Below are 24,511 nucleotides of genomic sequence, written 5' to 3' on the forward strand. Positions count from 1 at the left end.
TATTATAAAGAATAGACTATGGTTTGTAAATAGATTTCACAGAAAAAACTGTTGAAAAAGACAAAAAAATACACATAAAATGTGAAAAAAATGTCAATGTGCACAAAAAAAGCAAGAAAAAAGTTGTATATAGAGAGAAGAGGTGTTATAATGAGACAGCAAAATAAAAATTGTCGGGGGGACAATAGAAAACGGGAGGTTTAATACTGTGAGCGTACAAAATGATGGAATGATGTGGGCACTTGTAAAAGAAAAACCAGAAGTTGGATTATGGATGAAGAGAGTTCCGATTCCGGAAGTGGGACCGAATGATGTGAAGATTAAGATCCACAAGACAGCAATCTGTGGAACAGACGTACATATTTATCAGTGGAATGACTGGGCACAGCATACAATTCCGGTCGGACTTACTGCAGGTCATGAATATGTAGGTGAAGTTGTAGAAGTAGGACCGGGTGTGAAAGGATTCAAGATCGGTGACCTGGTATCCGGAGAAGGACATATTACATGTGGTAAATGTCGTAACTGTCTGGAAGGACACAAAGAGAACTGCAAGGATGCCAAAGGTGTCGGCGTGAACAGAAACGGAGCATTTGCAGAATATCTCGTAATCCCTGCATCTAATGTATGGCCGTGCAATCCGAATATACCGGAAGAGATGTATGCAATTTTTGATCCGTTTGGTAATGCAACACATACAGCGCTGTCTTATGATATGCTTGGTGAAGATGTACTGGTTGCAGGTGCAGGACCAATTGGTATCATGGCAGCAGCAATTGCCAAATTTGCAGGTGCAAGACATGTTGTTGTAACAGATATGAACCAGTATCGTCTGGATCTGGCTAAGAAACTGGGTGCTACCAGAACAGTAAACTTAAAAGAAGAAAAATTATCCGATGTTTTAAAAGAAATCGGCATGACAGAAGGATTTGATGTGGGACTTGAGATGTCCGGATCACAGGCAGGTCTTCATGACATGATCCATAATATGAAGCACGGTGGTAACATAGCACTGCTTGGATTACAGAGAACAGATGCAACAGTAGACCTTGAGACAGTAATCTTCAACGGACTGAATATCCGTGGAATCTACGGAAGAAAAGTATGGGATACATGGTATAAGATGTCTACGATGTTACAGGCAGGTCTGGACATTTCCGAAATTATCACACATCGTTTCGATATCAAAGACTATGAAAAAGGTTTTGAGGCAATGATTTCAGGACAGTCTGGTAAAGTAGTTCTTGACTGGGCACATGTGAATGACTAAGAAGAGAGGTAGAGAAGAAAGATGGCACGTAAAGATGATATTTTAAATATTTATACAAAAGAAGTAGAAGGCATCAAAGAGGCAGGACTGTTTAAAGGAGAAGCTCCGTTTGTTTCTCCGCAGGGTGCACGTGTGAAGATGGAAGATGGAAGAGAACTTCTGTGTATGTGTGCGAACAACTATCTGGGACTTGGAGACAATCCGAGACTGATTGAAGCTGCAAAGCGTACTTATGATGAGAAAGGATACGGAGTTGCATCTGTTCGTTTCATCTGTGGTACACAGGATATCCATAAAAAGCTGGAGAAGAAGATTTCTGATTTTTTGGGAACAGATGATACAATTTTATATTCTTCATGTTTCGATGCAAATGGTGGATTATTTGAGACAATCCTGACAGCAGACGATGCAGTTATCAGTGATGAGCTGAACCATGCATCTATCATTGACGGTGTACGTCTTTGCAAAGCAAAACGTTTCCGCTATAAGAATAATAACATGGAAGATCTGGAATCTAAGTTAAAAGAGGCAGATGAAGCCGGAGCAAGAATCAAACTGATCGCAACAGACGGTGTATTCTCAATGGACGGAATTATCTGTAACCTGAAAGGTGTATGTGATCTGGCTGACAAGTACAATGCACTTGTTATGGTAGATGACAGCCATGCTGTAGGATTTGTAGGAAAGACAGGACGTGGAACTGCTGAACATTGTGGAGTGGAAGGACGTGTAGATATTATCACAGGTACTCTTGGAAAAGCACTTGGTGGAGCATCCGGCGGATATACATCAGGACGTAAAGAGATCATTGACCTGCTTCGTCAGAGAAGCCGTCCGTACCTGTTCTCCAACTCTCTTGCACCGGCTATCGCAGGCGCAAGTATTGAACTTTTTGATATGTTAGATGAGAGTACAGAGCTTAGAGATCACCTGGAAGAAGTTACAGCTTACTACAGAAAAGAACTTGTAGATAATGGCTTTGATATTATTCCGGGAACTCATCCATGTGTACCGGTTATGTTATACGACGAGAAGACTGCAGCAGAATTTGCACAGCATATGATGGAAAAAGGTGTTTATGTTGTTGCATTCTCTTATCCGGTTGTTCCGAAGGGAAAAGCAAGAATCCGTACACAGGTATGCGCAAGCCATACAAAAGAAGATATTGATTTCATCGTAAAATGCTTCAAAGAAGTAAGAGAAGAGATGGGATTGAACAAATAATATGGTATAATCCGATATATCAGACCGGGCAGAGCAAAATTAACGTTTGCTCTGCCCGGTTTTTGTGTATAATAGACAGGGAAGGATTCCCTGTCTATTATACACTCCGTGAAGGTGTGCAGAAATTCGAAGAGGAAGAATAACAACTTGTGGAAGGAGCTTAAAATTATGATACGAAAAAATGCATGGAAATCTTATACAGATAGCCAAAAACAAGAATTAAACACGATCAATGAAAAATATAAAGCATGTCTGAATGCCGGAAAAACAGAGCGCGAATGTGTGAAACTTGCAGTAAAAATGCTTGAAGAAAAAGGCTATCAGTCGCTGGAAACATATAAGACAGCAAATAATAAACTGAAAACCGGTGATAAGATTTATGCAGTATGTATGGGAAAAAGTATTGCAGCATTCCAGATTGGAAAAGAGCCGCTGGAAAACGGAATGAACATTCTCGGTGCACATATAGATTCACCGCGTATTGATGTAAAACAGAATCCGCTGTATGAAAATGAAGAGCTGGCTTATCTGGATACCCATTATTATGGCGGAATTAAGAAATATCAGTGGGTAACCCTTCCGCTGGCATTACACGGTGTTGTAGCAAAAAAAGATGGAACAGTTGTAGAAATCAGCCTTGGTGAAAAGGAAGACGATCCCGTATTTGTAGTGACAGATCTTCTGATCCATCTGGCGGGAAAACAGATGGAGAAAAAAGCGAGCGCTGTTGTAGAAGGTGAAAAACTGGATTTGCTGTTCGGAAGCTGTCCGGTAGAAGAAACCCCGGATCTGGACACAGAAGAAAAAGAAGCAGTAAAAGAAAATGTACTTCAGCTTTTAAAAGAATATTATGACGTAGAAGAAGAGGATTTTGTATCCGCAGAGCTGGAAATCGTACCGGCTGGGAAAGCAAGAGACTGTGGAATTGACAGAAGTATGATCCTTTCTTATGGGCAGGATGACCGTGTGTGTGCATTTACTTCATTATTTGCAATGCTGGATGTAGAAGAGACAGAGCGTACGGCATGCTGTATCCTGGTAGATAAAGAAGAAATCGGAAGTGTGGGTGCAACAGGTATGCATTCCAGATTTTTTGAAAATGTAATTGCTGAGCTGGTTACACTGGAAAGTAGCGAATCCGATCTGAAAGTGAGAAGAGCGCTGCAGAATTCCTGCATGTTATCTTCTGATGTAAGTGCGGCATATGATCCGATGTATGCAGAAGCCTTTGAAAAAAGAAGTTCGGCATTTTTCGCAAAAGGGCTTGTATTTAATAAATTTACCGGTGCAAGAGGAAAGAGTGGATCCAATGATGCCAATGCAGAATATCTTGCAAAGATCCGTCAGGTAATGGATGCGGGAGAAGTTGCATACCAGTTTGCTGAACTTGGAAAAGTAGATGAAGGTGGCGGCGGAACAATTGCATACATTATGGCAAACTACGGAATGCAGGTTATCGACAGTGGTGTTGCGGTACTCAGTATGCATGCGCCATGGGAAGTGACAAGCAAGGCAGATGTGTACGAAGCATACAGAGGATATAAAAGCTTTCTTATAAAAATGTAGTTTTGTGTCGTGAAAGTTAATGCTGACACTTGACGAATAATAGCAAAACCAGTAAAATAGATGTGCGACTTAGAAAAAATTAGTTTTAGGAGGTCATGGCAAAATGGCAAAATGGGTTTATATGTTTACAGAAGGTAACGCAACCATGAGAAACCTTCTTGGTGGAAAAGGTGCGAACCTTGCTGAAATGACAAACTTAGGTCTTCCGGTACCACAGGGCTTCACAGTAACAACAGAAGCTTGTACACAGTACTACGAAGATGGCAGACAGATCAACGATGAGATCATGGGCCAGATTATGGAAGCAATCGACAAGATGGAAGGAATCACAGGTAAGAAATTCGGAGACAAAGAGAATCCGTTACTTGTATCTGTTCGTTCCGGAGCAAGAGCTTCTATGCCTGGTATGATGGACACAATCCTGAACCTTGGATTGAACGAAGAAGTTGTAGAGACACTTTCAAAAGCTTCTGGAAATCCACGTTGGGCTTGGGACTGCTACAGAAGATTCATTCAGATGTTCTCTGACGTAGTTATGGAAGTTGGTAAGAAATACTTCGAAGAGCTGATCGACAAGATGAAAGCTGACAGAGGTGTTAAACAGGACGTTGAACTGACAGCAGAAGATTTAAAAGAACTTGCTAACCAGTTCAAAGCAGAATACAAAGAGAAGATCGGTGCAGACTTCCCGTCTGATCCGAAGGAACAGTTAATGGAAGCAGTGAAAGCTGTATTCCGTTCATGGGACAACCCAAGAGCTAACGTATACCGTCGTGACAATGATATCCCGTATTCATGGGGAACAGCTGTTAACGTACAGATGATGGCATTTGGTAACATGGGAGATGACTGTGGAACAGGTGTTGCATTTACTCGTGACCCTGCTACAGGAGAGAACGGTCTGTTCGGTGAGTTCCTGACAAACGCTCAGGGCGAGGACGTTGTTGCCGGAGTTCGTACACCAATGCACATTTCTGAGATGGAAGAAAAATTCCCAGAGGCATTCGTACAGTTCAAACAGGTATGTGAGACACTGGAAAAACACTATAGAGATATGCAGGACATGGAGTTTACTGTAGAGCACGGTAAATTATACATGCTGCAGACACGTAATGGTAAGAGAACAGCGAAAGCTGCTCTGAAAATTGCTTGTGATCTTGTTGATGAAGGAATGAGAACAGAGGAAGAGGCTGTTGCAATGATCGATCCTCGTAACCTTGACTCTCTGCTTCACCCACAGTTCGATGCTGCTGCACTGAAAGCTGCAACACCGATGGCTAAAGCACTTGGAGCATCTCCGGGAGCTGCTTGTGGTAAGATCGTATTCACAGCTGATGATGCTGTAGAATGGGCTGCAAGAGGAGAGAAAGTTGTTCTTGTACGTCTTGAGACTTCACCGGAAGATATTACAGGTATGAAATCTGCTCAGGGTATCCTGACAGTTCGTGGTGGTATGACATCTCACGCAGCCGTAGTTGCTCGTGGAATGGGTACTTGCTGTGTATCTGGTTGTGGAGACATCACAATGGACGAAGCAAACAAGAAATTTACACTTGCCGGTAAAGAATATCATGAAGGAGATTGCATCTCTCTTGATGGTTCTACTGGTAACATTTATGACGGAATCATCCCGACTGTAGACGCTACAATCGCAGGTGAGTTCGGAAGAATCATGGGATGGGCTGATAAGTACAGAACTATGAAAGTTCGTACTAATGCTGATACACCGGCTGATGCTAAGAAAGCTCGTGAGCTTGGTGCAGAAGGTATCGGACTTTGCCGTACAGAGCATATGTTCTTCGAAGGCAACAGAATCGATGCATTCCGTGAGATGATCTGTTCTGAGACAGTAGAAGAAAGAGAAGCAGCACTTGCTAAGATCCTTCCGGAACAGCAGGGAGACTTCGAAAAATTATATGAGGCACTGGAAGGTAACCCGGTTACTATCCGTTTCCTTGATCCACCGCTTCATGAGTTCGTTCCTACAGAGGAAGAGGACATTAAGAAATTAGCTGATGCTCAGGGCAAGACTGTTGAGCAGATCAAAGCTATCATCGATGGACTTCACGAGTTCAACCCAATGATGGGACATCGTGGATGCCGTCTTGCAGTTACATATCCAGAGATTGCTAAGATGCAGACAAGCGCTGTTATCCGTGCAGCAATCAATGTTAAGAAAGCTCATCCGGATTGGAATGTTAAACCGGAGATCATGATCCCGCTTGTTGGAGATATCAAAGAGCTGAAATACGTTAAGAAATTCGTAGTTGAGACAGCAGACGCTGAGATCGCAGCAGCAGGAAGCGACCTTGAGTACGAAGTTGGTACAATGATTGAGATCCCAAGAGCTGCTCTTACAGCTGATGATATCGCTAAAGAAGCTGACTTCTTCTGCTTCGGTACTAACGACTTAACACAGATGACATACGGATTCTCTCGTGATGACGCTGGTAAGTTCTTAGATGCTTACTATGATGCTAAGATCTTCGAGAACGATCCATTTGCTAAGCTTGACCAGACAGGTGTTGGTAAACTGATGAACATGGCTATCGAATTAGGTAAGCCGGTTAATCCGAACCTTCACGTTGGTATCTGTGGAGAGCACGGTGGAGATCCATCTTCAGTTGAATTCTGCAACAAGATTGGTCTTGACTATGTATCTTGCTCACCATTCCGTGTACCGATCGCTCGTCTTGCAGCAGCACAGGCAGCTATCGCTCAGAAGAATGCGTAATTAAAGTTGAGCATTAGATAAGCATTAGATGACGAAAAGATAGAACTTGTTCTATTGATATGTTTATAATTCTTTATATGCCTGGCCTTTTTGGCCAGGCATATATTCTATATTTTATTATTCAGTAAGTGCCGGTTCCGGCACATTTTTCCAATTTTGTATTTGTTTATAAGAAAATTGAGATTTATTGATATCTATTCGTATTGAAAAAGGCTTGGTTGGGGCTTGCTGTGATGCAATGGGGTTTTGCTGTAGCTTGGTTGGGGCTTGTTGTGATGCGATGAGGTCTTGCTGTAGCTTGTTATGGTGCAATGGGATTTTGCTGTAGCTTGGTTGGGGCTTGAGACACGCAGTGTTATCCCGGAGGTGAGAAAAAGAAGAAAAGGGATACGCAGTGGTATCCCAGAGGTAAGAAAAGGAAGAAAAGGGATACGCAGTGGCATCCCGAAGATGAGAAAAGGAAGAAAAGGGATACGCAGTGGTATCCCAGAGGTGAGAAAAAGAAGAAAAGGGATACGAGGTGGCATCCCGAAGGTAAGAAAAGGAAGAAAAGGGATACGCAGTGGTATCCCGAAGGTGAGAAAAGGAAGAAAAGGGATACGAGGTGATATCCCCACAATAAGAAGAAAGGGAAAAGGGATACGCTATGACAGATATAAAAGAAGAAGTACAGAAGAATATTAAAGAATTACAGCAGGTCAAGTTAGAATTAGAAGAAAAAATCAAGAATGAACCGGAAGGATCTCTTCGAATAAGCAGGTCGTCAGCAGGGAAACCTAGATATTATCATAAATATATGAATAAGGATAATGAAACAGTGGATTCTTTTACAGGCGATGAACAATTGGTACAGAAGCTGGCGGAAAAGTCATACTATCATAAGATGTTATCCTGTGTGGAAAAAGAATTACAAGCGTTGAAAAACTTTGAAAAACATTACTTTCCTAAAAAAAGACGGATATTTACAGACAACTGTCACCTGAAAGAAAATCCTTTGTTGATGCAATTTATCTGCCAGAAGAATTACGTGCAGAACAATGGGAAAAGCAGCAGTGGAAAAAATATGACAAGTTCACTGATGGATTACGATTTGAGACAGACAGAGGAGAAATTGTTCGCTCAAAATCAGAAATCATTATTGCCAATATGCTGAACAAGAAAGCAGATAATCTAAGTTATCGTTATGAAGCAGAGTTGTATCTAAAGAAAGCAAACAGAATTGTACATCCGGATTTTACGATTCTGAATAAGAAAAGTGAAAAGATATATTACTGGGAACATATTGGAATGTTGGGAGACCAAATATATTCGAATGACTTTGTTAGAAAGGTAAATGACTATATAGAAGATGGGATTATACCCGGAAAACAGTTGATTCTTACTTATGAAACAAAGGACGAACCATTAAACATACAAGTGGTGAAAATACTGGTAGAAGAAATTGTGAAGAGTTGAATTCTTAAATGGTTATATACCAAAGAAATTATTGATCGGCGCAAAGTGATATATATGATATAATTCTTTTGGGTGAAAAATTGTAAAGGAAAGATTTATTTCAGTCGAGAAGACTCCCACATCTTTCATGTGGTGAGTAATAACAAATTTGTCTCAGTGGGAGTCCAATCTCCGACTTAGATAAACGCTCCGCGAGGATGCGCAGTGATTCTGTAATGAATTTGTCAGCTTATGCTGACCAGAATCACGCACCAAGTCTCGCGGCTGCTCGACTTGAATAGTTCCCTTTGATGTTAGACAAAAATCATACATGATATCAGTTGGAGAAATATATTGCAAATAAATAATAATGTGTCATAATATGTCGGAGTGATTGGTTATGATGATTATACTGAAATAACGGAATAGTTTGCAAAAGAATTGAGGTGTGTCAGGTGGAGAAAGAAATTAAATTAGATCGAGTGATGGAACTTTTTTTTCGAGCAATGAAGGGCGAATCACTGTCTGTTCAACAGTTGGCTTTTGAATATAATGTTTCAACTAGAAGCATTACAAGAGATATTAATTCACTAAAGGCTTTTCTTGCAGATCATGCAGATATTCTTGGATATGCAGAATTGGAATATTCAAGTACAAATCATTGTTATTCATTGAAAATGGATCATTTTCTATCCAATAAGGAATTACTTGCAATTACAAAAGTGTTGATAGGAAGCAGAGCATTTAGCAGCGAGGAGTTGCTTGGAATTATTCAAAAATTAAAGGTGAATACGACTTCTGCAGACAGAATAAAACTGGAACAACTGATTTGCAAAGAAATATATCAATATGATGAAGTTGGTTCGGACTGCCACAGTGTTATAGATAATCTCTGGAAAGTTACTGATTGTATAGAAAATAGAAATGTGATTACTATTACATATTACAAGATGAACCGGGATTTGGTTAAAAGAAAAATAAAACCAGTTTCCATTATGTTTAGCGAATATTATTTTTATTTAATAGGATATCGGTATGAAACAGATGTGTCTAATATGCCAATATATTTTCGAGTTGATCGAATTGTAGACATAATAGTTCACCGTGAAAAATACGTCCTGTTAAAAGAGCAGAATATAGATGAAGGAATGCTTAGAAGAAAAAGTCAATTTATGTGGCCTGGTCCAACACGAAAAATTCGATTTGAATTTTCCGGACCATCCGTGCAGGCGATTCTTGATCGGATACCTACTGCAAAAGTAACAGACAGGCAAGCTGATAAGTCCATAATTGAAGCGGAAGTATTTGGTTCTGGAATAAAAATGTTTTTGTTAAGTCAGGGGGCTTGGGTGAAAGTATTAGCGCCGGATAAATTTGTAGAAGAGATGAAGTTGGAAATTGAAAAAATGCAAGAAATGTATAAATAGTATCTGAGAAAAGGAGAAGGCAAGATTTGTTGCCTTCTTTTTTGTGTTTGCGCGCCATGGGCGCGCTCTAACGGGTGCAAGTCCCGAACATGCCCAGATAGTGGGAAGTGTATAGCCGAACAGCAAGGGTGTCTATCGCGAGGTAGAATCTGAAGGAAGCTGTAAGCAAATCTCTGGTCCGACGAACAGAAATCGCATATAAGGCTAAGTTGATTGAACCGCCGTATACGGAATCGTACGTACGGTGGTGTGAGAGGTCGGGAAAATTTATTTAATTTTCCCTCCTACTCGATTGTGGAAGTAACAGATAATTTAAAAGAAAAGTAAAATTTAATTTTAATCAGACATAAATTGTCTGGGCATCTTGTTAAGATAAGAAAAAAAGATACAAGTGGATAAAACCAAAGTCAATTATCAAGAATCCGTTTTTTCAAACAAATCGCCTATTGGGCAATTAAGAATACGACTTAATGCATCAAGGTTTTCAAAACGGATGGAGTTGGTTTGATTTGTTACCATGCGATTAAAATTTTGGTAACTTAAATTCATCTGTTTATAAAGCCAGTATTTTGTATGATTTTGTTCTTTTAAAATATCTAAAACTCGTAATCGTACCATGATTTTCCTCCTGCTATTTTACAATTATATAAGAAAAAATCTTATTGAATAACTTATGTATAAGTTATATAATGCATACATGAGATATATGCAGGAGAAAAGAAAGAGGTCGCATTGAAAAAGAGGGATTCATTAAGTGGCAAATGATGCGATTTTAATGCAAACTAAAAAAAGGAGGGAAATGATAGATTATTTCTATCATGAAAAAGAAAATGGATTATATTAAGAAAATTACAAAAGAACCACGTTCGATCATTGCAATTGTAAACATTATAAGTTTCTTTCTGCCGTGGATTTCATTTGATGTATCGGTAAGTGCTTTTGGAGTGGGTGCTGATTATTCTACGAGTATTACAGGTTTTGGTATGATATCTTATTCTGTATTTGGAGTTTTATTTTATATTATGCCGATTATCATAATAGCTATTCCTTTTGTGAAGGCACTTAAAGAATATGAGAAATATCTTTATCTGATATTGCCAATCTGGTCAATAGTTGCAATGTTTATCACATGTTCTATCTTGAAACCAGCACAGGTAGAAGTGACTTTAGTTGATAATTCTTTAAAGATTCCTAAATTAATAGGATTTTGGATCGCCTTACTTTGTAACGTGTTGATTCTTGTCATCACAATATTAAAAAAGAAGGGAGTAATGTCCGCTTCTTCTAATGAGACGAATAATAATCTTAAGAATATAAATGTTAAAAATATTTCTAATGTTGCTCGTGAAATAGGAGCATCTATACAATCCTCTGCATTTGTCGAGTGTAAAAAGTGTGGAAATAAAATTCAGCGTGGCAAAAAGTTTTGCCCTAACTGTGGTGAAAAAATAGTTGTTGAACAGAAAATAGTGAAAAAATATCAATGTTCACAGTGTGGAAGAAAAGCATCAGCGAATGAAAAATTTTGTTCAGAGTGTGGAGCGCCGATCAAAGAATATGTGATATCAACAACATGCCCTAATTGTGGGGGAAAAGTATCGAGTGATGCAGCATTCTGTTCTTCATGTGGAGCGAAAATAGAGAGAGGTGAAGAATAGTATGAAATGGTGTAGTAATTGTGGGGCGCAGTTGGAGAAAAATGAAAAATATTGTCCGGAATGCGGAGCCAGGCAGAAGTTAGAGGATTATGAGGAGAAAGGTAAAAAGAAAGCTGCGAATGGAGCCTCTAAAAAAGGAAAGATAACCATACTTTGCATAGTAGTGATTATGATAGTTGTGGCTGTCGCGGGAATTAATTATTTACAGAACCAAAAGGCAAAAGCTGAAGAAAGAGAAAATCTGACAAAGTTTATAAAAACTGCGGAATGGCCATTTGATACCGAATCAGATAACAAATATAGCACCTACACAATGCGAAAGAATAAAGATGTAATAGTGTTTGATGCCATTAAGAATAAAAATAAAGATTCATTTATCGATGGATTTGCATCGGATGATAAGGGAAATGAATATATTATGTGTAGTTCAATTGATGGCGAAGATACGCATGCAGTATTTCAGGCCTCACAAAAAGAACATTGTTTAGATTTGCTGGTTTATATTGATAAAGAGGATAATTATTATTTTGAAGGTGGAAAATGGAATAAATTATATAATTATCTAAACAAATACAAACCGGATTATTCTACGGAAGAAAAGGATGAGACAAGTAATAAATCGGATGATAAAAAAGATGATTTGGAAAAGGAAGTAAACGATAATCAAAATTCTTCATGTGAGACCTCGCAAAATAAGGAAGCACTTGAAGAAAAAGCAAAGGAAAAACAAAGAAAGGAAGCTGCAGCTAAGCAGAAGCAACAGCAGGATGGATTTATTTTAAAATACAGTACAGAATATCTTAATCTGGACACAGAAAATGATCATACAACTATCAGAGTGACTCCTACTTTAGAAAAAGAAGTTAAAATTGATATTCATATTCCGGACTATGATGATTTTGAGTATTATGGAAATGTAATAAATTCAAAAACGGTCGATTTTAAGCTTGATGCAGGAGAAACTATTCGAATGGTATGGACAGATAAGAATAATTTTGAGGTCCATGCGATAAATGGCTTTGCAGATGACACAATACATCTGGTTAGACAATTGTGTTATGCATTGAATGATCAAAAATATAATTTGAATGCAAGTTAAAAAGTGCATTCTATAATTATTACGTGGTAATGCAATCACAAAAAATAATATTACAAGAAATGGGAGGAAGGAAAAGTGAAAAAGAAGATGCATTTAAAAGTTGTAAAGTGTTTAGCAACTTTATGTTTGGCGATTGGAATATTTGGGATATGTGGACTAAATGTTCATGCAGAGTCTGCTGCGTTAAAGAAAGGAAGCAATACCGCTGCTGTGAATATTTCAAAAGATGGATGGACAATGACAGCAGCTTTCCGGAAAAGCAACAGCTCTCATATTATGAAGACAAAACTATACGGAACACGGTTTCAAGGTCATATGTGGTGGGAAGATAAAAATGGCGAAGAAACAGTTAAGATTTATTATAAATCAGGGAAGATTAATAAGATCAAAGCGAAGTTTTCCAAAAAGTCACAGAAGAAATACAACGGTGTGTACAAAGTTTATAATGTAATCAAAGCTCCTAAATTATCAGCGATAAAAGAAAAAGGTCCATATCCATATGGGGATGGTGTGATATATTCAGTGACATGGAGTAAAGTATCTGGAGCAAAAGGGTATCAGTGTAAGGTATCGGCTTTAGCTGGTGAATGGTGGAACATGTATGTTAAAAGATCAACATCGCATAGATCCGCCAGTGTAGAAGGATCTGATATTGAGAAAGTTAAATTCAAAGTTCGTGCTTATAAAAAGGTAAATGGAATTTCAGTATATGGACCCTGGTCTAATACACGTTCAAAAAAATGTTGGTAATATAGCAATGGATTTTTAGATATGATGAGTTAGTAAAAAATAGATGGAAATAAGAATACCGCTGAATATGAGGTTAATGACTGATATTCAGCGGTGTTTTGCAAAATGACAATTACAAAATATAAGGTTGAAATTGTTTATTCTATTGCAGAATAATATCTAAACAGATTGACATTCCCCGCAAAATTAGGCACAATAGAAAGCAGACGATATCGTTTGCTTACATGCAAAACGGGTATAAGAATAAAAAAACAAGGAGGATAATATTATGCCACATATCGATGTTAAAATGTTTCCGGGAAGAAATGATGAAATTAAGAAGAATCTTGCAGAGAAGTTATTAAAGACTGCAGCAGAGGAACTTCAGATTCCGGCAGAGAACCTGTCAGTTTCGGTAGAGGATGTAGATCCGAAGAAATGGAATGAAGAAGTCGGTGCAGCAACACCGGATGACAAAATTTATGCCGGAAAGATGTTCCGTGCAGAGTAATGCACGGATTAGGGAATGAGGTATGAATAAGAGAGAGTCGTTTAGCAGTAGGTGGGGATTTATCTGCGCCTGCATTGGCTCTGCCGTAGGAATGGGCAATATCTGGATGTTTCCGACCAGAGTGTCGCTGTACGGTGGAGGATCTTTCCTGATTCCGTATTTTCTGTTTGTGATTTTGATCGGTTCTACCGGCGTGATCGGTGAGATGAGTTTTGGAAGGGCTGCAAAGTCCGGACCGATCGATGCATTTGGAATCGCATGTGAGAAAAGAGGAAGAAGGAAGATCGGAGAAGCACTGGGAATGATCCCGGTGATCGGATCTCTTGCTATGGCAATCGGATATACGGTTGTTATGGGCTGGATTTTGAAATACGCTGTAGGAACATTTACCGGAGCAACGTTAGAGCCGGAAAATGTCGAGGCATTTGGTGCAAAGTTTGGACAGATGGCATCTGCATTTGGAAATAATTTATGGCAGATCATTGCACTGGCTGCATGTATGCTGATTCTGATGCTTGGCGTCGGAAGTGGAATTGAAAAAGCAAACAAAGTTATGATGCCAATATTCTTCGCATTGTTTGTGATACTTGGGATTTATGTAGCATTTCAGCCGGGGGCATCAGCCGGATATCATTACATATTCCGGATCGATCCAAAAGCATTCAGTGATCCGGCAACATGGATCTTTGCATTGGGACAGGCGTTCTTTTCCCTGTCTGTAGCAGGAAACGGAACGTTGATCTATGGATCGTATCTGTCAGATGAAGAAGACATTCCGGCATCTGCGGGAAGAGTAGCATTCTTTGATACGATTGCGGCAATTCTTGCGGCGCTGGTGATCATTCCGGCGATGGCAACAACAGGTGCACAGCTGAATCAGGGCGGACCGGGACTTTTATTTATTTTCCTGCCGAATCTGATTAAGACCATGCCGGGCGGGCCGGTGATCGCAATTATTTTCTTCGTGGCAGTATTGCTTGCAGGTATGACATCGCTGATCAATCTCTACGAAGCACCGATTGCTACCGTGCAGGAGAAACTGCATTTGTCACGTGTTCCGGCATGCGGTGTGATCGCAGTGGTCGGTGTGATTGTTTCGCTGGTAATCCAGGGAATTGTGTCACAGTGGATGGACGTTTTATCCGTATATATCTGTCCGCTCGGAGCAGGACTTGCAGGCATCATGTTCTTCTGGGTATGCGGTAAGAAATATGTAGAAGCCCAGGTGAACCTTGGAAGAGAGAAGGACTATCGCGCTTCTTTCTATACAATTTGTAAATATGTATATGTACCGGTGTGTTTCATTGTGTTGATTCTTGGAATTGCACTTGGAGGTATCGGATAAGAAGAAAAGGTCTGTGAAAATATATATTTTCACAGACCTTTTCCTATGCCAAAGGAAATTACTCCGTAATGTTCCTGTGACATAGAAAGCTTTCCGGGAAAGATTGTGCCGAGACACAATCTTTATACTTGACAAAAAAGTTAGTGCGAACTAACATAAAAATGAGAAACAAAATCAAAATCCAGGGAGGGATGAGATGTTTTTAAAAATAGAGGGAATAAAAAAATCTTTTGGTTCCGGGGAGAACCGGGTAGAAGTATTAAAAGGATTGAATCTGGAGATTGAGAGAGGCGAATTCTGTGTGCTTTTAGGACCGTCCGGTTCTGGAAAGTCCACACTTCTTAATATTATCGGAGGAATCGACGGAGCAGATGACGGAAGCCTCACAATTGAAGGTGAACGTTTGGAAGATATGTCGGAGAAACGATTATCGCTGTACCGCAGAAAGCACCTTGGATACATTTTCCAGATGTATAATCTGATCCCGAATCTGACTGTGCGGGAAAATATTGAAGTAGGAGCGTACTTAAGCGATCAGCCGCTTCCGGTGGATGATCTTTTAAATATACTAGGACTGACAGAACACCAGAGAAAATTGCCGAATCAGTTATCCGGCGGACAGCAGCAGCGTACCGCGATCGGTCGTGCCATTGTAAAAAATCCGGATATCCTGCTCTGTGATGAGCCGACCGGAGCTTTGGATTATCATACGTCAAAAGAGATATTGAAACTGATTGAGAAGGTGAATCTGAAATACGGAAATACTATTATCATGGTAACACACAATGATGCGATCAAGGATATGGCAGACCGTGTTGTAAAATTAAAAGATGGTGGTATCCGGAGCAATATATTAAATAAGAATAAAATTCCGGCAGCAGAACTGGAATGGTAAGGAGGACGAACAGATGAAGAGTCCTTTGCGTAAAAGACTCCCGCGGGAATTAAAGGGAGAGTTGGGAAAATACCTGGTTGTATTCCTTCTGATGGTAGCTACGATCGGATTTGTATCCGGCTTCCTTGTAGCAGATGGAAGTATGCTGAAAGCATATAATGAAGGATTCGCCAAATATAATATTGAAAATGGAAATTTCCGTGTCAAAGAAAAGATTTACCCGGCACAGAAAGAAGAAATAGAAAAAAATGACATAAAGCTTTATGAAAATTATTATATCGAGCAGACAATGTCCAACAAAAGCACCATACGTTTCTTCAAAAATCGGAAACAGGTCAACAAAGTTTGTCTTATGAAAGGAAGTCTTCCAAAGAAGGCGGACGAGATGGCAATCGACCGTATGTATGCGGATAACAATAAGCTCGCTGTTGGCGATACAATGAAGAGTAAAGGCAAGATATGGAAGATTACGGGGCTGGTGGCACTTTCTGATTATAGCTGCCTGTTCCAGAATAACAGTGATACGATGTTTGATGCAGTGAAATTCGGTGTTGCGATAGTGACGGATAAAGGATTTCAGACATTGGATAAAAAGGCATGTCAATACAACTATTCATGGACTTACAACAAGGAACCAGAGAATGAGAAATCGGAAAAAGAGGTAGCGGAAGACCTGATGGAAAACATTGGCAAAGAAGTTACGCTGGAGAGCTTCGTTCCAAGATATCAGAATCAGGCGATCAATTTCACCGGAGAGGACATGGGAAGTGACCGTGCGATGATCATTGTACTTCTCTATATGGTTATTGTGATCATGGCATTTGTATTTGGCGTGACGATCAGCAATACGATACGAAATGAAGCAGCTGTCATCGGAACGCTCAGGGCATCCGGCTACACAAGAAAAGAACTGATACATCATTATATGGTTCTTCCGATATGCGTGACGCTGGCTGGCGCACTGATTGGAAATATACTTGGATATACGGTGCTGAAAAATGTATGTGCAGGGATGTATTACGGCAGTTACAGTCTGCCGACTTATGTAACTGTATGGAACGGAGAAGCATTTCTGCTGACAACGGTTGTGCCGGTGTTGATCATGTTGCTGATTAATTATATGGTATTGCATCACAAATTAAAATTATCTCCGTTACAGTTTTTAAGAAGAGATCTGTCTGGTAAAAAGAAAAAAAAGGCGATGTATTTAAGCCCGAAAACAAGCATTTTCCATCGCTTCAGGCTGCGAATTATTTTCCAGAACAAGAGTAATTATCTGGTATTATTTACAGGTATATTATTTGCAAATCTTCTGCTGTTTTTCGGACTGCTGCTTCCGTCAGTACTGAGTCATTATCAGGAGGAGATCCAGAACGGGCTTCTGGCAAAATATCAGTATCTGTTAGAAGCGCCGGTGTCAGCGGCAAGTGGAAATGAACTGGACAGACTGATTTCCATGCTGGAGTTTTCGGCTGGAACAAAGACAGACAATCCGGATGCGGAAGAATTCAGTGCTTACAGTCTGGATACACTTCCGGGAAAATATAAAACAGAAGAAATCATGCTTTATGGTGTGGATCCGGACAGTGACTATGTGAAAGTTGACACGAAAGATGGCGTTTATATTTCAAGCGCCTATGCGGATAAATTCCAGATTAAAAAAGGTGACATGATCAAGTTAAAAGAGAAATACGAAAAACATACTTATTCTTTTAAAGTAAAAGGAATCTACCAATACAGCGGTGCACTCTGTGTTTTTATGGATCAGCAGAAGCTGAATAAAACATTTGATCTGGGAACCGATTATTACAGTGGTTATTTTTCAAAAACAAAGATTACGGATATTGATGAAAAATATATCGGTTCTGTCATTGATTTGAGTGCACTTACAAAAGTATCCAGACAATTGGATGTGTCGATGGGAAATATGATGGGACTGGTCAACGGATTTGCAGTTGCAATTTTCCTTGTACTCATTTATCTGCTGTCCAAGATCATTATAGAGAAAAATGCACAGTCGATATCTATGGCGAAAATTCTTGGATACACAAATGGAGAGATTGGCAGGTTATATATATTATCAACATCGATCGTTGTAATACTTTGCCTTTTGTTCAGTTTTCCGATAGAAGAAACATTTATGAAAATAATCTTTCGGGAGATGATGCTAGCCAGTATTTCCGGCTGGATCACACTGTGGATAGATCCGATGATTTATGTAGAAATGTTCGTAATCGGAGCAGTAACTTATGCAGTAGTTGCAGCGCTGGAATACAGAAAGATTCAGAAGGTTCCGATGGATGAAGCATTAAAAAATGTAGAATAAGGTTTGAATCAGAAAATATTTGTAGTATAATAGAACCATCATAGTGCAGTGGGAGGAAAACACGAAAGTATGACCGGTTCTGAAAGAAGAGATAAGATAATTGCCACAATGCAGGAAAACAGGATGCCGGTTCCGGGGAAGGAACTGGCGTCCTTTTACAATGTAAGCCGTCAGGTGATCGTTCAGGATATTGCCCTGATGCGTGCAGCCGGATATGATATCATATCTACGAACAGAGGATATATTCTGAACAGTCCGAAGAGTGTAAAACGTATTTTTAAAGTGCAGCATACAGATGAACAGATGGAAGATGAGCTCTATTCAATTGTGGATCTGGGAGGCTGCGTGGAGACAGTTATTGTGAATCATAAAGTATATGGACGGATGGAGGCGAAGCTTCATATTACGTCTCGGAGACTTGCGTGGGAATTTTTGGAAGATATAAGGAGTGGCAAATCCAGTCCGCTTAAGAATATCACATCAAACTATCATTACCATGAGGTGCATGCAGATAGTGAAGAGACACTGGACATGATAGAAAATATGTTAAGAGAGAAAGGATATTTAGTTGAGGACTAAAGACATCGACAGATGTTGTACCTCAAGGGGAAGAGGGAAAAATGAAATTTGAAGCAAAAAAAGATTTGAAGCGAATTGTAGTTGTATGTTTTGCGGCGTTGATGATGGCATTAAACATTAAGACGTTTGTGCGTGCCGGAGGACTGTATCCGGGCGGTGCGACAGGACTTACACTTCTTGTTCAGCGAAGTGCAAAACTGTTTTTCCATATTGCGATTCCATATACACTCGTCAATGTGCTGCTGAATGCAGTGCCGATCTATATCGGATTTCGCTTTATCGGTAAAAAGTTTACATTGTATTCCTGTCTGATGATCGTATTGACCAGTGTGCTGACAGATATGTTGCCGGGATATGCGATCACGTATGACACACTTTTGATCAGTATTTTTGGAGGAATGATCAATGGACTGGCAATCAGCCTGTGTCTTGCGGTCAATGCGACCAGTGGAGGAACTGACTTTATTGCAATTTATCTGTCAGATAAGAAAGGAATCGATTCCTGGAATATGGTTCTTGGACTGAATGTGATCATCCTTGCGGCAGCAGGTGTACTGTTCGGATGGGATAAAGCGCTGTATTCGATTATTTTCCAGTATGCGTCAACGCAGGTGCTTCATGAGCTGTATAAAAAATATCAGCAGAATACAGTGCTTGTTGTAACGAATCACGCAAGAGATGTTTATGAAGCAATTGCAAGAACGTGCAATCACGGTGCTACGATCATGGAAGGTGAAGGATCTTATGAACACCGTGAACGTAAGGTCGTTTATTCTGTTATATCAAGCGCTGAGATTAAAAAGGTTATGAAAGCAATCAAAGAAGCCGATCCGCATGCTTTTGTCAATGTAATGAAGACAGAGCAGCTATCCGGACGTTTCTACCAGAAACCGACAGATTAAGACAGAGATATGAGAAATGTGTCGAAGGAAAAATTTGCAATTATGACTGGCTATGGTATAATAGTTGCGACCAAAAAATTGGTGTAGCGATGTAAGGAGGAATATCATGGCTAGAAAACGAGTAATAAAGAAAAAAGAAGCAATGAAAGCGGCAATAGAAAAAGCGCAGCTTACAGAGGAGAAAAAAGCGGCAGAAAAAGCGCAGCTTACAGAGGAGAAGAAGACACAGTCTGCAGAAGAAAAAGTAGCAGAGAAAGTCAGCGATACTGCGAAAGAGATAAAGGCAACAGCAAAAACAGCAGCCAGAACAGCTGTAAAAGAGGCGAAAGCAGCCAAAGAGACTGTAAAAAAAACAGCAGCCAAAGAAGTGAAGGGAGCCAAAGAAGCAGTGAAGAAGACTGCTGCAAAGAGACCATCTAAGAAGGATATGAAAGTCCGTACATTTGTGGAATATTATGGCAAGCAGGTCGAAGAAAAAGAAATGATCGCCAGAGTCAAGAAGGCGTGGACGAAAAAGGGAAAGAGAGTCGGGGAGATTAAGACACTGGAACTATATGTCAAACCGGAAGAAGGCGCTGTTTATTATGTAATCAACAGTGAGGAGACCGGCGCAGTAGAATATTAAACTGTGAAAGACAGGGGATTAGAAGATAAGGGACAAAAGGAGAGACGAATATGGATGAAATAAAGACATTATTAGAGAACGTTTTAAGTAAAACATCCGATATGAAACAGGCATTTATCGATCTTGCACCGAACAGCCGGATGAATATGGGAATTATTGGTGCAATGATCATTGTTGGAGTGCTGCTTGCACTGTTTGGACTGAAACTGGTAAAATTATTTACGGCGCTTTGTGGCTTCGGCATTGGTGCAGCAATCGGAGCCGGAGTTGTACAGGTTATGCATCCGTCTCAGATGACAGGGATGATTATTCTGTTTGGCTGTGCTGTCGTTATGGCTGTGCTTGCGTTTTTCCTACATAAACTGGGTATATTTATCACGGTGTTTATAGTATCTATGGCGATTGCGGTGACGGCGAATATGCCACACAGTTTACTGATCGCCGGAATTTATGTCGTGGTATCTCTGATACTTGCAATACTTGCGGTGATTTTCACGGAACCACTGATGATCGTTGTAACAGCATTTGCCGGCGGAATGAGTGTTGGAACAGCAGTTGTAATGCTTGTGGATCTTCCGTTTGCGGGAGCGGCAAGACTGGTGATCGGTGTTGTTGTTGCAATTATCGGCATGATTGTACAGTTTATGATGCAGTCAAGAAAACTTGGCAAAAAAGAGAAGAAATTCTCAGAAAAAATAAAAGAACAGGATTCCGTGGAGTCAGAAGTTGAGAAAGCAAGAATGATACTGGATGATTTTGATGATGATACGGATGAAGATGATGAGTAAGTAGTCCGTTTTATGAGACACCTCTTCTGCTATAGTATTGAATTATAGAAGGAGAGGTGCTTTTTTATGAGAAGAATTATAAGGAGATTTTTACAAAACAGCAAGATGATAACAGGCGTGCTTGTTCAGATGATGGCAGCTTTTTTATTTGGTTTCACAGCAGTTGAGCTGCCGAATTGTCTGTATTTTCTGATCTGGTGTACAGGTCTTATTCTCTGCTGTAGTGTGACAGGAACGAAAGAATCAAAAAAAGCGTTTTGAGGGAAATACAGGCAGAAGTCCGGATCAGTTGTATTTTGCATGATATGTGATATAATAAAATCAAGTTCATGCAAAGGAGGCTTGTTTATGAAGCTGGATATGCATTGTCATGTGAAGGAAGGTTCTGTTGACAGCAGAGTGAGTCTGGACGAATATATTACAAAACTGAAAGCACACGGATTTGACGGAATGTTGATCACCGACCATGATACGTATAAAGGATACAGATACTGGAAGAACGAGATGAAAGGCAAGGCGTACGAAGATTTTGTTGTACTCAAAGGCATCGAGTATGACACCTGTGATGCAGGACATATCATCTGCATTATGCCGGAAGGTGTGAAGATGCGTTTGCTTGAGATGCGTGGAATGCCAGTAGCTATGCTGATCGATTTTGTGCATAGGCATGGCGGAATTTTAGGACCGGCACATCCGTGTGGCGAGAAATATATGAGCTTTACGAATACAAAGAGATATTATCGTTCACCGGAGATTATCAAGCGTTTTGATTTTATTGAAGCATTTAACGCCTGCGAACCGGAAGCATCGAATGAAGGTGCAAGGAAGCTGGCGCAGAAGTATAAGAAACCGGGGATCGGAGGAAGTGATTCTCATAAGCTGAATTGTGTTTCCATGGGATATACGATTCTTCCGGAGCGTGTCACCTGTGAGACAGAGTTGATTGCACTGATACGGAAGAAAGTACCGATAGAAGCAGGAGGGAAACTGTACGATAAGACAACGAAAGACAGGATTGGAAAAGCAAGCAAGCTTTTGGCATATTCATTCTGGTTTTATAACAAAGGCGGCGAATTGCTGAAGAGAAGAAAGAGACGGAAAAAAGGTAAGATTGAAAATCCAATGGATCCGATCGATCCAATCGAGATTCAATATTTAAAAGAGCATAATTCTTAGATATTTCTGAGAGAAAGAGAAAGGCACATATACAAGATTAAAGAATCCGTATATGTGCCTTTGCAACTGTAATACTATTAATGGAAAGCCTGTCAGTGCAGTATTTTAAATTTCAATCTTACGCAGACAAGATTAAAATAATAAAGAGCAGACGTGGTAAGCAATGCAGCTGCATGTCCATGCAGTAACTAATTGATAGAGAAGAATAGATATAGTAGATTTCCAACTGTTCAATTCTCTATGAATCGTTGCGATGGTAGCAGTGCATGGTACATAAAGCAAACAAAAAACCATAAGAGCGTATGCGTTTGCAGGACCGAATCCAAGAGTACCCAAAGTGGCAGACATGGTTGTCATGCCATGTGCGGTTGTAATATTCTGTATCCCGAAAAGGACACTGCAACTGGACACAACCACTTCTTTTGCGGCAATTCCGGCAATCAGTGCGACAATGATCTGCCAGTATCCAAGACCGACAGGCCGAAAGAGCGGGACGATTGCTTTCCCAATATAGGATCCGAAACTCAGACTGATATCTGTTACATATCCGGTCGGACCGAAATTTAAAATAATCCACATCAGAACAGATGCCAGGAAAATAACGGTTCCAGCTTTTGTCAGGTAGTCTTTGATCTTTTCCCATACATAAATTGCAATGGTGTGTGCATTTGGTGACTTGTATTCTGGAAGCTCGATCAACAGTGCATGATCGGCTTTTGAACCGTCTATACGAGAAAGGATATAGGCGGTTGTGATCGCAATCAAAATTCCAAGTATGTACAAAGAGTAGCAGGCGAGCATTGCGTGTTCTCCAAAAAACATGGATGAGAACAGGACGTAAATCGGAAGTCTTGCACTGCAGGACATAAATGGTGTGATCAAAATTGTTTTGAACCGGTCTTTCGGATGCTCTAAAGCCCTGGATGCCATAACAGCGGGAACGGAACAGCCAAATCCCAGAAGTAATGGCAGAAAAGCTTTTCCGGACAGTCCGAGATGGCTCATAATATCATCCATTACAAAAGCAACTCTTGCCATATAGCCACTGTCCTCCAAAAACGCCAGTGCCAGGAAGAGAATAAAAATATTTGGCAAAAAAGTTAAGATCCCGCCTACACCGGAAATGATTCCGTCCGTGATGAGCGATGAAAGCATCGGGTGTACATGTAGTGCCTGTAAAAGGGCAGATGCACCGGATGTCAGGTAGTCTAATGCAATTTCAAAATATCCTTTCAGAAAATCACCAATTGTAAATGTCAGGAAAAATACAATTGCCATAATGCCAAGGAAGATTGGAAGTCCCAGAAACCGATTCGTCAGGTAAGAATCTATCTTATCTGTAGCTGCCTCTTTTTTTGATTTACCAACGAGGACTTCACCGATCACTTCTTCAATAAAATCATATTTCTGATTGATCATATCTTTTTCGTAGCTTCGCTCAATAATATCGGCGCAGTCAATTGGATGACGTTTGCGGATATCAGGATCGTTTTCGAGAAGTTTGATCGCATGCCAGCGTTTGTTTGTCATATCCGGATATTTTTTTGAAAGACGGCTGATCAGGAGATCAATTTTGTCTTCGATTTCATCGTTGTAAACCATTGCATATTCAGAATGGTGATCATGTCGGTGATTAGAAGACTTCCCAGTGTGATGATGAATCAACGGATCCTGAACATCAGGATCATTATGATGTGCTACAGCATGCATTAAGATAGATAGTCCGGTGCGTTTGCGTGCAGAAACCGGAATGACTGGTATGCCGAGCATTTCCGGAAGCCGGTGAAGATCTAATTCCAGCCCGCGTTCTTCAACGATATCCATCATATTGAGCGCCAGTACAACCGGCTTGCCAAGTTCAAGAAGCTGCAATGTTAAATAGAGATTGCGTTCAAGACTGGAAGCATCAATGACGTCTACAATGACATCTACTTCATCACTTAAAATACAGTCTCTGGATACAGTTTCTTCCATTGTATAAGATGAGAGACTGTAAATGCCGGGAAGATCGATCAGACGAAATTCCTGCCCTTTGTAAAAGGTTTTTCCTTCTTTCTTTTCAACAGTTACGCCGGGCCAGTTTGCAACTTTTAAATTCGCACCTGTGTACGCATTAAAAAGCGTTGTCTTTCCGCAGTTTGGATTCCCGATGAATCCGACATTGATAATTTTGCTGTTGTTATTAGTCTGGTTATTTTTTTCTCTTGTGTCTGCAAGTCCCAT

23 protein-coding genes are annotated in these 24,511 nt (G+C 40.1%); 21 read left to right on the forward strand and 2 right to left on the reverse strand.

Annotated features, from left to right (window positions below; all coding sequences use genetic code 11):
- Positions 1–229 precede the first annotated feature (229 nt).
- The 8 genes from tdh (at position 230) to DW125_RS11705 (ending at position 9,655) form a co-directional block, all read left to right on the forward strand.
- Positions 230–1,270, forward strand: a complete 1,041-nt coding sequence (gene tdh, locus DW125_RS11670; RefSeq protein ID WP_117538279.1) for an L-threonine 3-dehydrogenase — start codon at positions 230–232, stop codon at positions 1,268–1,270.
- Between the two features lie 21 nt (positions 1,271–1,291).
- Positions 1,292–2,494 (forward strand): glycine C-acetyltransferase, encoded by a 1,203-nt coding sequence (locus DW125_RS11675; RefSeq protein WP_117538245.1) that lies wholly within the window; start codon positions 1,292–1,294, stop codon positions 2,492–2,494.
- Between the two features lie 168 nt (positions 2,495–2,662).
- Positions 2,663–4,060, forward strand: coding sequence for an aminopeptidase (locus DW125_RS11680; protein WP_117538246.1), 1,398 nt, complete (start codon positions 2,663–2,665; stop codon positions 4,058–4,060).
- A 103-nt stretch (positions 4,061–4,163) separates the two neighbouring features.
- Positions 4,164–6,794 carry a pyruvate, phosphate dikinase gene (gene ppdK, locus DW125_RS11685; protein WP_117538247.1) on the forward strand — a complete coding sequence of 877 codons (2,631 nt, stop codon included), beginning with the start codon at positions 4,164–4,166 and terminating at the stop codon, positions 6,792–6,794.
- A 366-nt stretch (positions 6,795–7,160) separates the two neighbouring features.
- Positions 7,161–7,478 carry a hypothetical protein gene (locus tag DW125_RS11690; protein ID WP_207658361.1) on the forward strand — a complete coding sequence of 106 codons (318 nt, stop codon included), beginning with the start codon at positions 7,161–7,163 and terminating at the stop codon, positions 7,476–7,478.
- The gene (locus DW125_RS11695; protein ID WP_117538249.1) at positions 7,441–7,947 is read left to right on the forward strand and encodes a hypothetical protein; all 507 of its coding nucleotides are present in this window, start codon (positions 7,441–7,443) and stop codon (positions 7,945–7,947) included. Before DW125_RS11690 ends, DW125_RS11695 begins: the two co-directional genes overlap by 38 nt.
- Positions 7,941–8,249, forward strand: a complete 309-nt coding sequence (locus tag DW125_RS11700; RefSeq protein WP_117538250.1) for a hypothetical protein — start codon at positions 7,941–7,943, stop codon at positions 8,247–8,249. Before DW125_RS11695 ends, DW125_RS11700 begins: the two co-directional genes overlap by 7 nt.
- 434 nt (positions 8,250–8,683) lie before the next feature.
- Positions 8,684–9,655, forward strand: a complete 972-nt coding sequence (locus DW125_RS11705) for a helix-turn-helix transcriptional regulator (RefSeq protein ID WP_117538251.1) — start codon at positions 8,684–8,686, stop codon at positions 9,653–9,655.
- A gap of 414 nt (positions 9,656–10,069) precedes the next feature.
- Here the strand turns inward: DW125_RS11705 and DW125_RS11710 are convergent, their stop codons facing one another.
- Entirely contained in the window at positions 10,070–10,273 is a 204-nt protein-coding gene (locus DW125_RS11710; protein WP_117538252.1) for a helix-turn-helix domain-containing protein, read from the reverse strand.
- 200 nt (positions 10,274–10,473) lie between these two features.
- Here DW125_RS11710 and DW125_RS11715 point away from each other — a divergent pair, with 200 nt between their 5' ends.
- The 13 genes from DW125_RS11715 to DW125_RS11775 all read left to right on the forward strand — a co-directional run bounded on the left by DW125_RS11715 (position 10,474) and on the right by DW125_RS11775 (position 22,288).
- A complete protein-coding gene (locus tag DW125_RS11715; protein WP_117538253.1) occupies positions 10,474–11,313 on the forward strand; it encodes a zinc ribbon domain-containing protein in 840 nt (279 codons plus the stop codon).
- A gap of 1 nt (position 11,314) precedes the next feature.
- Complete coding sequence (locus DW125_RS11720; protein ID WP_117538254.1) at positions 11,315–12,412, forward strand: zinc ribbon domain-containing protein; 1,098 nt, start codon at positions 11,315–11,317, stop codon at positions 12,410–12,412.
- An 87-nt stretch (positions 12,413–12,499) separates the two neighbouring features.
- Positions 12,500–13,162 (forward strand): hypothetical protein, encoded by a 663-nt coding sequence (locus DW125_RS11725; protein ID WP_147323703.1) that lies wholly within the window; start codon positions 12,500–12,502, stop codon positions 13,160–13,162.
- Positions 13,163–13,430: 268 nt separating this feature from the next.
- Positions 13,431–13,652: a tautomerase family protein gene (locus tag DW125_RS11730; RefSeq protein WP_021861231.1), complete on the forward strand. Its 222-nt coding sequence runs from the start codon at positions 13,431–13,433 to the stop codon at positions 13,650–13,652.
- Between the two features lie 22 nt (positions 13,653–13,674).
- On the forward strand, positions 13,675–14,997 hold the full coding sequence (locus DW125_RS11735; RefSeq protein ID WP_117538256.1) for a sodium-dependent transporter: 1,323 nt from the start codon (positions 13,675–13,677) through the stop codon (positions 14,995–14,997).
- Positions 14,998–15,193: 196 nt separating this feature from the next.
- Positions 15,194–15,892 carry an ABC transporter ATP-binding protein gene (locus tag DW125_RS11740; protein WP_117538257.1) on the forward strand — a complete coding sequence of 233 codons (699 nt, stop codon included), beginning with the start codon at positions 15,194–15,196 and terminating at the stop codon, positions 15,890–15,892.
- Positions 15,893–15,905: 13 nt separating this feature from the next.
- Positions 15,906–18,218, forward strand: a complete 2,313-nt coding sequence (locus DW125_RS11745) for an ABC transporter permease (protein ID WP_117538258.1) — start codon at positions 15,906–15,908, stop codon at positions 18,216–18,218.
- 69 nt (positions 18,219–18,287) lie between these two features.
- Positions 18,288–18,797 carry a transcription repressor NadR gene (locus DW125_RS11750; RefSeq protein WP_117538259.1) on the forward strand — a complete coding sequence of 170 codons (510 nt, stop codon included), beginning with the start codon at positions 18,288–18,290 and terminating at the stop codon, positions 18,795–18,797.
- 41 nt (positions 18,798–18,838) lie between these two features.
- Complete coding sequence (locus tag DW125_RS11755; RefSeq protein ID WP_117538260.1) at positions 18,839–19,699, forward strand: YitT family protein; 861 nt, start codon at positions 18,839–18,841, stop codon at positions 19,697–19,699.
- A gap of 106 nt (positions 19,700–19,805) precedes the next feature.
- Positions 19,806–20,324, forward strand: coding sequence for a DUF6465 family protein (locus tag DW125_RS11760; RefSeq protein ID WP_021861237.1), 519 nt, complete (start codon positions 19,806–19,808; stop codon positions 20,322–20,324).
- Between the two features lie 50 nt (positions 20,325–20,374).
- On the forward strand, positions 20,375–21,112 hold the full coding sequence (locus DW125_RS11765) for a TMEM198/TM7SF3 family protein (RefSeq protein ID WP_117538261.1): 738 nt from the start codon (positions 20,375–20,377) through the stop codon (positions 21,110–21,112).
- A 66-nt stretch (positions 21,113–21,178) separates the two neighbouring features.
- A complete protein-coding gene (locus tag DW125_RS11770) occupies positions 21,179–21,373 on the forward strand; it encodes a hypothetical protein (RefSeq protein ID WP_117538262.1) in 195 nt (64 codons plus the stop codon).
- A gap of 87 nt (positions 21,374–21,460) precedes the next feature.
- Complete coding sequence (locus tag DW125_RS11775) at positions 21,461–22,288, forward strand: PHP domain-containing protein (RefSeq protein ID WP_117538263.1); 828 nt, start codon at positions 21,461–21,463, stop codon at positions 22,286–22,288.
- A 132-nt stretch (positions 22,289–22,420) separates the two neighbouring features.
- On the opposite strand, the gene feoB is transcribed toward DW125_RS11775, so the two are convergent.
- Positions 22,421–24,511 carry a ferrous iron transport protein B gene (gene feoB, locus DW125_RS11780; RefSeq protein ID WP_117538264.1) on the reverse strand — a complete coding sequence of 697 codons (2,091 nt, stop codon included), beginning with the start codon at positions 24,509–24,511 and terminating at the stop codon, positions 22,421–22,423.

The organism is Dorea sp. AM10-31 (genome assembly GCF_003435815.1).
In the GTDB taxonomy this organism is placed as follows: domain Bacteria; phylum Bacillota; class Clostridia; order Lachnospirales; family Lachnospiraceae; genus Dorea_D; species Dorea_D hominis.